The organism is Vibrio hannami (assembly GCF_029589055.1).
Classification (GTDB): Bacteria; Pseudomonadota; Gammaproteobacteria; order Enterobacterales; family Vibrionaceae; genus Vibrio; species Vibrio hannami.
Window position 1 is genome coordinate 586,437 of sequence record NZ_JARQZP010000003.1, and the last position, 15,319, is coordinate 601,755.

At 41.0% G+C, this 15,319-nt stretch carries 10 protein-coding genes and 3 pseudogenes; 9 read left to right on the forward strand and 4 right to left on the reverse strand.

Going from position 1 to position 15,319, the window contains the following annotated elements; genetic code table 11:
* Positions 1 to 13: 13 nt before the first annotated feature.
* The 8 genes and pseudogenes from P7F88_RS04295 (at position 14) to P7F88_RS04325 (ending at position 9,368) form a co-directional block, all read left to right on the forward strand.
* Complete coding sequence (locus P7F88_RS04295) at positions 14 to 1,906, forward strand: methyl-accepting chemotaxis protein (RefSeq protein WP_277822196.1); 1,893 nt, start codon at positions 14 to 16, stop codon at positions 1,904 to 1,906.
* 57 nt (positions 1,907 to 1,963) lie between these two features.
* Positions 1,964 to 3,199, forward strand: a complete 1,236-nt coding sequence (locus P7F88_RS04300; protein ID WP_277822198.1) for a sensor domain-containing diguanylate cyclase — start codon at positions 1,964 to 1,966, stop codon at positions 3,197 to 3,199.
* A 254-nt stretch (positions 3,200 to 3,453) separates the two neighbouring features.
* Positions 3,454 to 4,407, forward strand: coding sequence for an aldose epimerase family protein (locus P7F88_RS04305; RefSeq protein WP_277822200.1), 954 nt, complete (start codon positions 3,454 to 3,456; stop codon positions 4,405 to 4,407).
* Positions 4,408 to 4,420: 13 nt separating this feature from the next.
* The gene (locus P7F88_RS04310) at positions 4,421 to 5,734 is read left to right on the forward strand and encodes an FAD-dependent oxidoreductase (protein WP_277822202.1); all 1,314 of its coding nucleotides are present in this window, start codon (positions 4,421 to 4,423) and stop codon (positions 5,732 to 5,734) included.
* A 57-nt stretch (positions 5,735 to 5,791) separates the two neighbouring features.
* On the forward strand, positions 5,792 to 6,700 hold the full coding sequence (locus tag P7F88_RS04315; RefSeq protein WP_277822204.1) for a TRAP transporter substrate-binding protein: 909 nt from the start codon (positions 5,792 to 5,794) through the stop codon (positions 6,698 to 6,700).
* 112 nt (positions 6,701 to 6,812) lie between these two features.
* Positions 6,813 to 7,339, forward strand: a pseudogene (locus P7F88_RS25765) (TRAP transporter small permease).
* 135 nt (positions 7,340 to 7,474) lie between these two features.
* A complete protein-coding gene (locus P7F88_RS04320; protein WP_277822206.1) occupies positions 7,475 to 8,611 on the forward strand; it encodes a TRAP transporter large permease in 1,137 nt (378 codons plus the stop codon).
* Between the two features lie 55 nt (positions 8,612 to 8,666).
* On the forward strand, positions 8,667 to 9,368 hold the full coding sequence (locus P7F88_RS04325; RefSeq protein WP_277822208.1) for a helix-turn-helix domain-containing protein: 702 nt from the start codon (positions 8,667 to 8,669) through the stop codon (positions 9,366 to 9,368).
* Between the two features lie 65 nt (positions 9,369 to 9,433).
* On the opposite strand, the gene P7F88_RS04330 is transcribed toward P7F88_RS04325, so the two are convergent.
* The gene (locus P7F88_RS04330; RefSeq protein ID WP_277822210.1) at positions 9,434 to 10,384 is read right to left on the reverse strand and encodes a LysR family transcriptional regulator; all 951 of its coding nucleotides are present in this window, start codon (positions 10,382 to 10,384) and stop codon (positions 9,434 to 9,436) included.
* A 61-nt stretch (positions 10,385 to 10,445) separates the two neighbouring features.
* Here P7F88_RS04330 and P7F88_RS04335 point away from each other — a divergent pair, with 61 nt between their 5' ends.
* Positions 10,446 to 11,429, forward strand: a complete 984-nt coding sequence (locus tag P7F88_RS04335) for an aldo/keto reductase (protein ID WP_277822212.1) — start codon at positions 10,446 to 10,448, stop codon at positions 11,427 to 11,429.
* A gap of 131 nt (positions 11,430 to 11,560) precedes the next feature.
* On the opposite strand, the pseudogene araH reads toward P7F88_RS04335, so the two are convergent.
* The 3 genes and pseudogenes from araH to P7F88_RS04355 all read right to left on the reverse strand — a co-directional run bounded on the left by araH (position 11,561) and on the right by P7F88_RS04355 (position 15,149).
* Positions 11,561 to 12,548, reverse strand: a pseudogene (gene araH / locus P7F88_RS04340) (L-arabinose ABC transporter permease AraH).
* A gap of 17 nt (positions 12,549 to 12,565) precedes the next feature.
* A pseudogene (gene araG / locus P7F88_RS04350) lies at positions 12,566 to 14,081 on the reverse strand (L-arabinose ABC transporter ATP-binding protein AraG).
* A 66-nt stretch (positions 14,082 to 14,147) separates the two neighbouring features.
* Positions 14,148 to 15,149, reverse strand: a complete 1,002-nt coding sequence (locus tag P7F88_RS04355) for an arabinose ABC transporter substrate-binding protein (RefSeq protein WP_338405555.1) — start codon at positions 15,147 to 15,149, stop codon at positions 14,148 to 14,150.
* Positions 15,150 to 15,319 lie beyond the last annotated feature (170 nt).

The following is a 15,319-nucleotide window of genomic DNA, read 5'->3' on the forward strand; positions in this document are numbered from 1 at the left end:
TATGGAGAGTACAATGAGCGCTAGAAATAAGCTGCTAATATCCATAGGCTTTCTTACCTTTATCATTGTGTTGGTACTGTCATTAGTTGGCTACAAATTGATTAATAAGTCTTCAACTAGTGACTATCGTGATAAATTGCTAAACAAGTCATTTTTAATATCTAAGGCCCTCGAAGAGAGGATGGATAATTATTTTAGTATCTTAGATACAGTATCACCATTGATTATTTCAGAAAATGGTCATGTTGATATCAGTGGCCAAGTTCTAAATTTGATGGTTGATATAAAGAGTCGACTTAAGGTGAACAATGTTTTTATTGGTCTACCTGACGGCTCGACCTATGCAGCGTCAACACGAGGCTTGATCCCAAATTTTAATGCAAAGAATAAACAGCGAGAGTGGTTTGTAAAGGGTATGGCTGGGGAGGATAAAATTGTCACTAAGCCATTCAAAGGCTCGACCGGAAATTCGAGTATGGCAGTTGTAAGAACTGTTAAGAAAAATAATGAAATTATCGCTGTTGTTGGTATTAGTTTAAATGTCAGTGATATTACTGCCTACATAAATGAGCTGTCTTTGGTTCCCAATATATTTGTTGCGCGGGAAGATGGTCACACAATGGCTGCAAGTTATCCAGAGTTTGTTGGCAAGAACCTATTTGAGTTACGTCCAAGTTATCAAGCATTCGCTAAAGAAGAAAGTAGCGAGCATTCATACACGGTCAAGGATAAAGGTGATTTTTTAGTCGTTTCTTCCAAGATAGAATCTCTACATTGGACGGTGTGGGCATGGGCTAGTTGGGAAGATATTAATAGTACATCTGATTCCGCAGTTAAGAACAACGTGTTAATTGGTGGGATACTACTTTTTACCGGTATCGTAGGAGTTTATGTTCTTGTTACAAAGCTAATATACGTTCCAGTCGGAGGAGAACCTGCGCAAATCGAAGCTATAGTTAGTAAAATCGCAAAAGGTGATTTAACTGGTATACCGGATGTGACTAGTGACACTACGGGGGTATATCTTTCTATCTTAGGTATGGCAAGCTATTTGAGAGAGGTTGTATTTAATTTGGACAACGCTTCCACTCAACTGTTAGAAGTATCGAGTCAGGTAGATAGGTCATCTAACGATGTAGGTAGTGCTTCAGAGTCTCAGGTTCTGGGGTTAGAACAGGTTGTTACTGCAATGAATCAAATGGTTGCAGCAGTTTCAGAGGTTTCAAATAGTGCTGTAGAAGCCTCTAGCTCTTCAAGTTATGCTAGCGAACAAGCTACTGAAGGCATGGTCATTGTGAAAAATATGAATGAAAGTATTTCAGACGTTGCCAATAATATCCGAGAAATTCAAACAGTTATTACTGGGGTTCATAGAGAAACAATAAATGTTGGTAGCATTTTAGATGTAATTAGTGGAATCGCGGATCAAACTAATCTGTTAGCTCTAAATGCTGCTATAGAAGCTGCAAGGGCTGGTGAGCATGGTCGAGGGTTTGCAGTAGTTGCAGACGAAGTTCGAACATTAGCAAATAAGACGCAACAGAGCACTGACGAAATTCAAAAGATGATAGAAGTTCTCCAACTCCAAGCGAATAGTTCGGTAGAGCTTATTGCAAAGAATACTGTCAAGGTAGATCAAACGCTAGATATGGCCAATGAGGCGAATGATTCTCTGATACAAATAGAGAATAAAATACATACGACTCAAGCTATGAACGACCAAATTGCTACGGCTGTAGAGGAGCAATCCACTGTCGCTGAGGATATTAATAAAACAGTTGTCAAAGTAAATACGATGGCACTTAATACAAAGAGCAGTATCCAAGAGAACGTTTCAATTGCTACAAAACTTAACGGGATGGCTGACGACCTAAATCAGACGGTAAGACGGTTTAAATTGCGATAAAGTTTTTATGTATGTTTTTCAAAAGAGAGCATGTTTCTTGTGAAACTGGAATGAACTATGCCTAAGCTTCGTATTGATTCTTCATATGGTATTGTGATCATCCAAGATCTAAATATCGTCTATTTAGATGACCACTACGCTAATATCTATGGGTATGACTCAGCTAACGAGCTAATGAGTCATATAACTTCTTTTCTAGATCTAGTGGAACCTAAACATCACAAGGCTGCGCGAGAAAACTACTACAACCAGATTCGAGGGAATGTTATTCCTCGGGGACGTACCTTTAACAACATAGATCGGAATGGCCAAAGCTTTACTGTATTTACTATTGATCATGTAATCGAATGGAAAAGTAAGCCTGCTATTCAAGTCACTGTTATCGATCTGACTGCAACAGTAAAAGCCCAGGATAAACTGATAGAGAGTGAGCGTAAATACAAAAGGTTAATTACTGCTTCAAAGCAAGGGATTGCTGTACACAAGCGCTTTAAGCCAGTATTGGTCAATCAGGCTTGGGTCGATTTGATGCATGCGCCTTCAATAGAGTATGTAATTGAGAATATTAACATATTAGATTTTTTACCCGTCAGTCAGCACAAGACAGCTAAACAGCAGTACCAAGATATAATTGAAGGAAAGATAGATGGTGCAAAAACGGTAGTCGAAAACATATGTTTTGATGGAAAAAAGCGTTATTTCAGTGTTTATGACAACTTAATTGAATGGGACGGTGAGCCTGCCATGCAAGCCGTTATAGAAGATGTAACAAAACAGGTTCTGTTAGAAAAAGAACTGAAGAGGCAGTCCATCACTGACGCTCTAACTCAGATAGCCAATCGATATGAACTCAATAGAGTTTTGAATGAAGAAACTAGTCGTTTTGCTCGTTATCAACACAAGTTTTCTATCATCCTTCTTGACTTAGATTACTTTAAAACTATCAATGATAAATGGGGTCATCAAGCTGGTGACAAGGCGCTTGTTGAAGTTGCTAAAGTTATTAAGAGCACAGTCAGGAAAGTTGATTGCGTGGGTCGATGGGGAGGGGAGGAGTTTCTAGTTATTTGCCCCAATACGAAATTGTGTGGAGCGGTTCAATTAGCCGAAAAACTGCGAAAAGCTATTGAGGTGCATGATATGGGCGAGCCGTATTCAATTACTGCTAGCCTGGGTGTGGCATCTTCTAAACCAGACGAGAAGATCGGTAAGCTACTTAAACGTGCTGATGACGCGTTATACGAATCAAAACGAAATGGAAGAAATACAGTTACAAGTGAACCGTTTTCCTGAGGCTCTGTACTAACAAAAATTTAAATAAATAGATTGGAAAATCGAATTTAATATATATCTGGTTGGTAAAACTCTCTGGTTCCCCCCTTAGCACGAACTACTGTCATATTAATGCAGTGTTCCAAATCACACAAATACATTAACACGTACAAAAAAAATGGACATTTGTCACGTAAGGCTGATTGAAAAACGATCAGTGATTGACAAATTATGCTCTGAGATTAATGTATCTATTATAGATACAAGGTGTCGATATGAAATTGAGAGCATTCCGTTTAAAGCATCCAACTGGGGTTCATGCCACCATTGTGAATTATGGGGCTAGGCTTCATAAGCTTGGTATTTCTGAGAACCATAACGTCGTGGTAGCTGCGGAAAAAGTGGAGGACTACCTCACATGTACCGCTTTTCAGGGAGCAACAATTGGACCGATAGCTAATCTAGTTAGAAATGGGGAAATCTCTACCGATAAGGCGGTTGCTTCATTTCATAAAAATCATGGGTCTCATAGCCTACATAGCGGAAATGATGCATATGACAAAAGATACTGGTCTGTAGTTTTATTAAACGAAAATTCAGTCAAGCTATCCCTCGAAGACGAGCATAGTTTTGCTAATTGCAAGATAAACGTATCAGTACTTTTTGAGCTGACTCCATTTGGACTAGATATAACCTATGAAGCTAGCTCTGATTCAGATTTTTGGATGAATATGACTAATCATAGTTATTTCAATCTGGTTCAGGATAAAGATATCTATGGGCATTCAATGTCGATCAACTCTAACAAAGTCGTCGCGACAGACGAGAGTAACATACCTACTTCCATGACTGTTGACATAGAGAATGAAAGAGATTGCTTTATTAGATCCAAGGAGTTGTCGCTACTGAGGGAGGATCTTTCGACAGAAAGGCTCAAAAAAAATAACGGAATAAATACCTGTTATTTACTGCAAAGGTCTAGAAATTACGCCGCTTTAGTTTCTCACCCGGAGGCAAGGGTGAATTTGTTAATAACGACAACTAAGCCTGCATTACAAGTTTATACGACAAACAATCCTATCAAGTTATGCGAAAGAAACTCTTTGCATGGGGCTGTTTGCCTAGAGCCTATGTACCCAACTAGTGATTATTTTGAAAAGGAAAACGCTCGTTCATATATAACTTGCGATCGAATATACAAAGAAACTGATAGTTATAATTTTGTTTGAAGAGAGATGAAGAATGAAAAGCATTATTGAGCCAGTAAGAGAAATACCAGTCAGTGAAGAGTGTGATGTACTGGTATGTGGTGGAGGACCAGCTGGTTTTGGAGCTGCCATAGGCGCCGCTAAAGCCGGGCAAGCTGTTATTTTGATTGAGCGTAACAACATAATCGGCGGTATGGCTACCGCGGGGTTAATGAGCCATTGGACAGGTGATAGTGAAGGTCCTGTACTTGACGACATGTTGAGTAGAGCAAAGGTTTCAGAGAAAGATTACAACTATTATGGAGAGAAAGTACTCAAATCTAAATTTATCATCGACCACGAAAAACTTAGCCTCACAATGCTAAAGATGCTAACTGAACATGATGTGAAAATTATGTTTTATACACAGGTTTGTGACGTTGTAATGGAGGAGCAAGAGCTCAATGGTGTCATTGTTGAGAACAAGTCTGGTCGGCACGTTGTATTAGCTAAGAAAATTATAGATGCAACCGGTGATGGGGACGTTGCCGCTAAGGCCGGTGTTACATATCAAATAGGGAGGGACGGGGATAACGCCATGCAACCGGTAACGCTGATGCTACAAGTTGCAGGGGTTGACTACAACAAAGCTATTTTCCCTGGCGAGTTCGAAGACAATATAAAAGTACCAAAAGGATTTATTCAAGACCTAGCACATGACTATTTCGAAAATCCAATGGGACATGTACTACTTTATCCATCAACGATAGATGGTGTAGTTACTGTAAACATGACGAACTTAACGGGAGTTGACGGTACTGATGATAAACAGGTTTCTAGCTCAGAAGTCAAACTCCGACTCCAAATTGATAAGGTAATTGATTTTCTCCGAGAGTATGCACCTGGTTACGAGGATTGTCGGCTGTACCGAACTGCGTCGATGATTGGTGTTAGAGAAACGCGTCACTTCGCGTGCGAATACACTGTAACGGAACAAGATATATCTGAGGCTAGAGTATTTGATGACTGGATCGCTACTCGTTGTTACTTCAACTTTGACATTCACAATATTGAGGGAGCCGGCCTTGACAAAAACGGGAAACAAAATGAGTTCCAACAGAAGAAAAAGTACACCATCCCCATGGGAGCGGTTATTCCATTGTCAGTTGAAAACTTACTGCTTGCAGGTCGCTCTATAGGCGGTACTCATGTTGCTCATTCCAATTACAGAGCTATGGCAATTTGCTTGAATGTAGGTCAGGGGGCTGGTGTCTGCGCCGCGATAGCAAATAAGAATAATTCACCGGTTCGAAAAACCCCATATGAAAAAATACAACAGGAGCTTATAGAACAAGGTGTTGAAGTTTAGTTAATTTTTTGATCATAAAGATATGTACCTAACTACGAGAAACAAAAGGAATTACAAATGAAAAACACGTTATTAGCAACAGCACTTATAGCATCGCTGATTCCATCACTCGCACAGGCTGAGAAACTGGTTATAGCGGGTTCCGAAGCGGTTGGTTCTCTCTTGGATAGAATGTCTGTACAACTAGCCGAGGGTATCAAAAAGCATTCCAATGGCAACTTAGAGGTAAACTTAATTCGGGGTAATGCTATGGGGACAGCCCCTCAAGTTATTCAACAACAAATGATGGGAACAGTAGATATAAACTTTACACGCCCCGAATATTACAGTGAGTATGTTCCAGAGTTTGGCATCCTAAGTTGGGGATTAACCTTTGAGGACAGACAGCACATGGACAAGTTCTTCGCTAGTAATTCCTTCGAACGGTGGAATGAAGAGCTTATCTCTGCTGTAAGTATCCGTATTTTAGCGGCAGGACCTGATCAGGCTAGAGTTATGTTTTCGACAAAGAAAATTGAGAACGCACAAACGATAAATAACCTTAAAATGCGTGTTCCCCAAATAACAACGTACCTTAAATTTTGGCAAGCAGCTGGAGCAAGACCGACCCAAGTAGATTGGTCGGAAGTATTTTTATCTTTAAATAGTGGTCTGGTAGAAGCTGCTGAAGCTGATTACAGCGGTGCGATGTCTCAAAAATTCCATGTAGCAGCTCCTTATATTATTGAAACCAATCACGTATTTTCTGCTGCAGACATATCAATAAATGAACAGACATATCAGTCATTGTCTAACGAGAACCAAGAAGCCGTTAAAAAAGCAGCTCAAGAAGCTATTGTGTGGCTGCGAAACGAGGCACAAGTCGACAGCAATAAGGTAAAACAGAAGATGATCAGTGAGGGTGCAAAAGTTAGCACAATGAGATCGAACTCCTCTGATAGCTCTGTCAGCTGCAGCCGCACATGAGATGGAAAAAGAAGGTCTGTGGCCGAAAGGTACATGGGATGAGATTAAGGCGGTACGTTAAGTTATTTGATAGATGGTAGCGCTGCTACCATCTATCCACTTTGGTGAAATTATGTTTATAGCTGTTCTAAATAAGCTAGTCAAAAGCATTGGCATTCTAGAAATCTCATTTGCTTTAGTTTGCTTAGCTTTTACTGTCATTGGGATATTGTGTCAGGTTGTACTAAGGACTGTGTTCGATTCCCCTATAGCCTGGATGGAAGAGGCGTTAACCTACGCTTTTATTTGGTTAGTATTTATATCTGCGTCTTATGCTTGGAAAAAAATAGCCATATCAGAATTGACGCAATATTTCTTCTTTTTAATGGTAAGCCACGGATAGTGATAGCGATTGAAATTGTAGTAAATATTCTAATGATTGTACTACTTTCAGTTATGGCTCTAACGCTTCTGGATATCATTCCCATAGAGTCTAGGATGAAAACCATCGCACTCCCTATAAGACTTCCAAAATCATATTTTTACTCTATTCCGTTATTTATTTCGACGATTTCATTGCTGATAACTAGTGTAGTGAACATAACGAATGAAGTTAGAAAGTTATATATAGGCACGGATAAGGTGGCAGCATGTCAATAATCTTACTTTTTTTAATTCTCCTAGCCTTTGGGTTACTAGGAGTGCCAATCGCATTTGCATTAGTGTTGTCGGCAGTCACTTTTATCGCTATAGAGCCTTCATTGCCGTTGTCCATAGTTGTACAAGCGTATGAGTGTGGGTATTGATAGTTACGTATTGTTGGCTATTCCTCTTTTTATTTTTGCCGGCAACCTGTTAAATTTTGGTGGGTTAGCAGAAAGAATATTTAATTTTGCACTTGCATTAGTTGGACATATCAGGGGTAGTTTAGCTCATGTGAACGTTATCGCGAGTGTGATCTTTTCGGGGATGTCAGGTGTGGCACAAGCGGATGCTGCAGGACTAGGCACAGTGGAAGTCAAAGCAATGACTAAGTCAGGCTTCTCCCCTGAATTTAGTGCTGCCATCACTGCCGCTTCATCTATTATCGGGCCGATAATTCCACCGAGCGGAATCATGATCATTTATTCTGTCTTGTCAGGTACCTCTATTCCCGAGTTGTTCGTTGCAGGTATCATTCCTGGCCTCACAATGGCACTGGTGTTGATGGTGACGATATATTACTTAGCGCGAACAGGAAAAGTTCACTGTCCCGAGTTCGAAAGAAAACCAGTAAAAGAAATATGGAGCGCATTTAAAGATGGATTTTTACCTTTGATGGCTCCAGTGTTACTGATTACGGGCATACTGACAGGGGTCGCTACTCCAACAGAGTTGGGGGCTCTAACGGTAATATATTCAATTATTCTTGGGGTGGTATACAAAGAGCTAGATGGTCAGGGCTTACTTGAAGCAGCCAAACAGACTTGCGTCACATGCGGAGCATTAGTCTTTATAATTGCAGCAGCAGTACCATTTAGTGCGATATTAGCTCTTTTAGGTGTGCCTCATGCTTTAGCGGAATTTCTAACAGGTATTAGTGATAATCCAATGATCATACTGCTTTTGATAAACATAGCGTTGATCATATTGGGCTGTCTACTAGATACCACAGCTATACTTCTAATAACCGTACCTATTTTGATGCCAGTCGTATTGTCGCTTGGTATCGACCCAGTACATTTTGGGTTAATTGTCATCATCAACCTATTGATAGGTACAATTACCCCACCGTTTGGCGTGCTATTGTTTGTTATGATGGGGGTTGCGGGGGTGAGCTACAACAAGATGTTTTCTGGCATTAAAGTATTTTACATTCCTTTATTCTTATTTCTTCTTATATTAACCTACGTACCAGCTTTTTCATTGTGGCTACCTAGCAAAGTCTTTTAAACTTTATGGGAACCGTAAAGGTTCCCTTCTTCCCTAAATCAACGAAGGAAACCTTGTGTCATCTCAACCGAATAAGAGCATCATAGACGGAATTACCTGTTTGCAGACACTGGCATCAAGTAGTGAGCCTATTGGAGTGCGTGAACTAGCAAGGCAATTAGACCTTCAACCTATGAAAGCAAATAGAGTCTTGATGACGTTGATGTCCATGGGGCTTGTGACTCAAAATGAAAAAAAGGCATATATGCCAGGTCCTGGTATACACGTGTTGGCGGCCCAAGCTATTCATGGTTCGACACTATTAAGCAAAGCGCTACCTGTTATAGAAGAGCAGTTACCCTGTGATCACATTATCTCTATTGGGGTTCTATGGGGGGATAAAGTAAGTTATCTAGTGCACGCGGAGCCAAATCAGTCTTTTTCCCAAAGTATCATTCACAACCATTTATACGATGCGAGTAAGTCAACCATAGGTTTGTTGCTACTTTCTCGTATGCAAGACGAAAAGGTGATGGCCATTTTGGGTGACCAAAAGTTTGAGAAAATCAAAGATAAACTTAGTTTTGCGCGAGAACATGGGTATTCGAAACAACATCATACCGATCCACTTGAAGTAACCATCGCAATCCCCCTCGATGAAAAAAGCGATGTGGCGATAGCATTTTCACGCTTTAAAAATTCTAGCCCCAATAGCGTACCATTAAAGCTAGAGGCGCTTAAAAAATTAGGAAATCAGATTAACGGAGAAACAACCTAATCTTATTTAGTCAGAAACTAAACCAAGCCTAAAATAGTAGACAGCCTGTTTTTTTGTTGTTAGGACTAAAAAATACTCACTCCTTTTGCCAATGCGTCTTTATTTTCTAAAACTAGGCTGGTTAAGAACTCCGCAACGGTTCTTATCCTTCGGGAATAAGAAAGATCTGAGTGAATAGCCAACCAAACTGGTTGATCGCAACCTATATTGCTTTGGACGCAGACTAACCCTTTTTGTTGCGCTATATAGTGAGGAAGCACTGCAACTCCGATTCCTGCTTCAACCGCACTAATTTGAGCTGACATGTTGGATGTAATCAATTTGCAGGGCTTTCCTCGTAAGGTGCTTTCTAGCCATCGCGCTGCTGGTAAATGTTGCTGAGTTTCAGACCATCCAATGAAACTATAATGTTCAAGTGAACCGTCGTGCTCTTTTTCTGAGCTTAGAACAAGATAGTCCTTAGAAGCGTAAACTCCAAAGCCCAACTCACCTAACTTACGTATACTAATATTTCCTCGTTCTGGCCTAACCATTCTTAACGCCATGTCTGCATCCCGCCTGTGTAAGTTAACGGTTGACACACTGGTGTTTATTTCCAATGTCAGATTAGGGTGAGCTTCTATTAATTTAGGTAAAGCAGGAACGATAAGATTATCAGCAAGACCCTGAGCGGTAGCTAGACGAACGTGTCCCGAAACAGTTATGTCATTTCCTTGAGCCGCCGAACTAAATGCGTAGCCCGCTGATTCAAGTGCTTCGGCCTGTGGAAGTAATGTGACTCCTTCATCAGTTAATTTATAACCAAGCTGATCTCTAGTAAAAAGCCGCACACCTAAAGCACTTTCAAGTCGCTCCAGTCTCCTTGATGCTGTTGCTATCCCTATTTTAAGAGCTTTTGAAGCTCCGCTTAAAGTTCCTTCCCGGGCGATAGCTAAAAATATTTTAGCGTCGTCCCAATTTAAATTGCTCGTTCTTTTCCTTCCATTATCGGAAAGCTGATTGTAATTTTTATTCATACAAACATTCGTTACTGGAAAATATACTGAAAAAAATACAATAAACACAGCAGGAATAAAAATGGAAAAACGAATATTAGGGGATAACTTAAATGTATCAGCGATTGGGCTCGGCTGCATGGGTATGAGTGAATTTTATGGCCCAAGAAACGATAGTGAATCAATGGAAGTGCTTTACGAAGCGATAAATTTGGGCTGTAACTTCTTTGATACCGCAGATACATATGGAAATCATCACAATGAAGCATTGATAGGAGATTTTTTAAAAAGGAATCAATTTGAAGTAAAAGTGGCAACTAAATGTGGAATTGTTCGTCGCCCAGGTGAGTATAAGAGACGCATTGACAACAGTTCCGAATATATTCGCCAAGCATGTGAAAACTCGCTTCGCCGATTAGGTATTGAGTGTATAGACCTTTATTATATTCATCGTCAAGACTCTGATGTGCCAATTGAAGAGACGATGGAAACTCTTTCAAAGCTAGTATCCGAAGGCAAAATAGCTCATATAGGGCTGTCAGAGGTCAGTTCATCGACACTTAGAAAAGCTCACTTAGTGCATCCAGTAACGGCTTTGCAAACGGAGTATTCGCTCTGGACCAGAGATGTAGAAACAGAAATTCTACCGACGTGCCGAGAGCTAGGTATTGGTTTCGTTCCTTATTCTCCATTGGGTCGTGGATTTCTTACTGGTCGTTTTAATTCAGAAACAGTTTTTGACAAAGATGATTCCAGAAGGGCTTTACCACGGTTCAGTGAGAAAAACCTAGAAGCTAACCTTCATTTGTCTAATGCAGTAGTAGAGTTGTCAAAATCTAAACTATGCAGTCCTGCTCAAATTGCTCTCGCGTGGTTATTAGCCCAAGGGAGCGATATTGTACCTATTCCAGGCACGAAGAATAAGAAACACCTATCAGATAACCTCAACGCAACCAGTATTAACCTTACTCCAAAAGATATAACTAAATTAGAATTGGCGATTGGAGAATTTCAACCCGCAGGAGAACGATATACCCCTGAAGGAATGAAGGGTGTTAACTTGTAAGTCGTTTAATCATCCGTGTTGCTGCTAGAGAACAACTTGTTAAAACTAGAAAATGTAAAGCCATCGCCAGCACTCTTAATTAGAGTGCTAGCGATGACAGGGGTAATTGTTCGTGAAATAGTTTTTAACAGCTAAGCTTTACCAATCTTTTGCTTATATCTATCAAAGATAACGGCGGCAAGTAAGATGCAGCCACGCACCACATATTGAGCAAATGGTGACATGTTCAATAGATTCATCGCATTTTCCACTGTTCCCAAAATTAGAACGCCAGCGATGACATAGGATACCTTACCAATACCACCTTTTAGCGATACTCCCCCTAAAACACACGCCGAAATAACGACTAGTTCAAAGCCCACGGATGTCATTGGCTGTCCGCTAGTCATGCGTGCAGCCAGAATTACACCTGCAAGCGCAGAAATAAAACCTGATACTGTGAAAATAATAAGTTTAGTTTTCATTACGTTCACACCTGCGAGGCGTGCTGCTTCTTCATTGCCTCCTATTGCAAGAGTGTTTCGACCGTAGACTGTACGATTTAGCAGAAAACCAAAAACAGCGAAGGTAACGATGGTTAGCCAGACCGGAGTTGGGATACCAAATAGGGAAGAGTTACCCAACGCAAAGAAATTTTCCTCTGTTATTCCTACAGCCTTACCATCCGAGATGATGTAACCCAGACCACGAGCAATCTGCATCGTCGCTAAAGTTGTAATCAACGCATTTATCTGTAGTTGTGCGATAACAAAACCATTTAATAGGCCGAATGCAGCTCCCGATAACAGACCAGCTCCAATTCCGAGAACCACACTACCAGTAGCATTAATGGCGACAGCAGTGACGACACCTGAGCAAGCGATAACAGAGGCAACAGACAAGTCTAGATCCCCACAGGCCAGACAAAAAGCATGGCACAGGCAACCATCCCACTCATAGAAATGGCCAGGCCTAAGCCTTTCATATTAATGAAGGTTGCAAAGTAGGGAACAAAAAACAGCACAGAAGGAACAGAACAGCAAATACCATAAGCATGCCGAACTTATCCCATACTTGAGCCAAATTCATCGAAGGTTTCTTCTCCGAACCAACATTTTTTGTTGAACTAATTACAGACATATTTATATTCCTTTCATTTATGCTACTGCTGGTTCGTTACCAAGCATGGCAAGCCGCAGGGCTGTTTGTTCATCAAATTCGTTTCGCTGAAGCTCTCCGGTTACAGCTCCGTCTTTCATTACGAGTAATCGGTCACTGATACCTAACACCTCAGGTAGATCACTTGATATGACTAGAACAGTGACGCCATTTTCTGCAAGTTTGAATATCAGCTCGTAGATTTCTGATTTTGCTCCCACATCGATCCCCCGAGTTGGTTCATCCAGAAGAATGACCTTCATGTCGGTAGAGAGCCAGCGACCAAGTATTACTTTCTGTTGATTGCCTCCAGAAAGGTTGCCAATGAGCTGTTCAATTGATGGAGTTTTTATGTTTAAGGTCTTAACTTGTTCGTCGGCATTGGCTTTTTTCCCAGGAGAAATCAATCAAACTACCTAGTTTCAAATTCCACGGACGAGCACTGACGTTTGTGTTTTCCTGTACAGATAGTATCGGTACAATGCCATCGGCTTTTCTGTCCTCTGGACATAAAGTAATGCCTGCCTTTATTGCATCACCTGGGCAACGGATTTTCTTGTCTGTACCATTTACTTTAATTGTCCCTTCAATAGCCTTCTCAGCACCGAAGATTAGTCGAGTTAACTCTGTTCTACCTGCCCCAACTAAGCCGAATAGCCCTAAAATCTCGCCTTGTTTTATGGAAAAAGATAGTGGGGAGGCTAAACCGGACCCCTGTAAATTGGTTACCTCCAATCCACTTGCTCCATGAGGGCGGGAGCGATAATTGAAAATGTCGTTAATCTCTCTTCCCACCATTAGTTCGACTAATCGATCGTGAGTAAGTTGAGACATGTCATAAAAGGTTTGGACATGAGTACCGTCTTTAAATATTGTGATAGCGTCGCAAAGCTCAAATATCTCTTCCATACGATGAGATACATAAAGAATGATTTTGCCGTCGTCCCGCAATTCTCGAATCACCTTAAATAGATTCTCAATTTCTCTTTGTGACAAACTGCTTGTTGGTTCATCGAACGCGATGATTTGAGCATTGCGGCTTAATGCTTTAGCTATCTCTACCATCTGCCATTGACCGATGGAAAACTCTTTTAATGGTCTGGATGGGTCGAAGTCTTCCCCTAGTCTTAATAATTGTTTACGTGCATTATTATTAAGGGTTTCTGCATCTACCTTTCCACCTTTCGTTGGAAGTTGTCCAAGGAAGATGTTCTCAGCAACGCTGAGTTCAGGAACAAGATTTAATTCTTGATAAATTATTGCAATGCCTTGCTCTAGTGCATCAACAGCTGAGGAAAAAGAAATAGGCTCCCCGTCAATGACAAGCTCTCCTTCAGTGGGTTGGTGCAAACCACTTAACGTTTTTAATAGCGTAGATTTACCTGCGCCGTTTTCCCCCATCAATGCGTGAACGCTTCCTGCATTAGTACGAAAGCTAATATTTGAAAGTGCTTTGACGCCCGGAAACTGCTTAGATATATTGTTAAATTCTAAATAAGAGGGTGAAGTTGTCATACCCTGGTCTCCCACTATGCCAACACAAAGGCAGGATGACTCCCGCCAATGTGTTGCCTTTACTACTTAAAGTCCTTTTTTCGCCAACTCTTCTTTAAAGTTGTCCCGAGTAATAAGCACTACGTCTGTAACTTCTACGAATTTCTTTGGTTGTACGTCATCTTTAACCCACTTATAGAGAGATTCGATACTTTTGAAACCATGCACATCGGGACTAGGAAGCAGTGAACCATAGAAACCTGTCGCTTTTGATTTAGCTAATTCATTGACCGCATCCACACCATTGATACCAATTCCGATAATGTTTTCTGCTGCAAAACCTTGGCCTTCTGTCGCGCGGATACCACCTAGTACAGTGTTGTCGTTCATACCTACCACCAACCAGTTTTTTACTTTTGGATATTGGACCAGCAGGGAGTTGGCGGCATCAAGGGCGCCGGGGATATCATTGGTCTTAGTTGGTACTTTGTAGATCTGGTCACTTGGGAAGCCACTCTCATTTAGCGCCTTTATGGAGCCTTCTACACGGCGACGAGCTGTGTCCAGTTCATCTGCTGTTATTGCCATCACACCTGTTTGAGATGCATCCCAGCCTCGTTTGGTCATCTCCTTGTAGAGCTCACTACCTTGTCGATAGCCGATTTCGCTTGCTGCCATCATGACGAGAGGGACATCTGTCATCGGTTCACCTTTGGCGTTTAAAAACTGGTCGTCAACAGTAACAACCTTGAGATCATAGCTTTTTGCTTTGGCCATAATGGCAGGACCAAGTTTAGGATCTGGTGTACAAATAACAAAACCTTTGGCACCACTAGCGGCTAGGGTGTCTATCGCATTCAAAGTTTTTTCACCATCTGGTACCGCCATTTTAATCACTTCGAAGTCGAATTGTTCGCCGGCCTTTTCAGCAAAACTCCATTCTGTTTGGAACCATGGCTCTTCTGGTTGTTTGACCAGATATCCAAGTTTAATGGAGTCGTCGTCACTACCAAAAAAGGCACTGGCTGATGTACTTAGTAGGGTGGTTCCTGCCAAAGCTACCGTAGCAAGTGTTGTTTTTAGTTTAATCATTTTGTTTTTCCATCCACTGGTTTGGTTGATGTTCGTATTTAGTTTTAATGACAAATTGGCGAGAATGAAGTGATGTGTGTCACGCTAAAAAAGAGCAGCTAAATAATCCATGTATTCAGCGTTCCAAGCTATGAGGTGGGTCTCATTTTGTTAGAATTAATAATAAA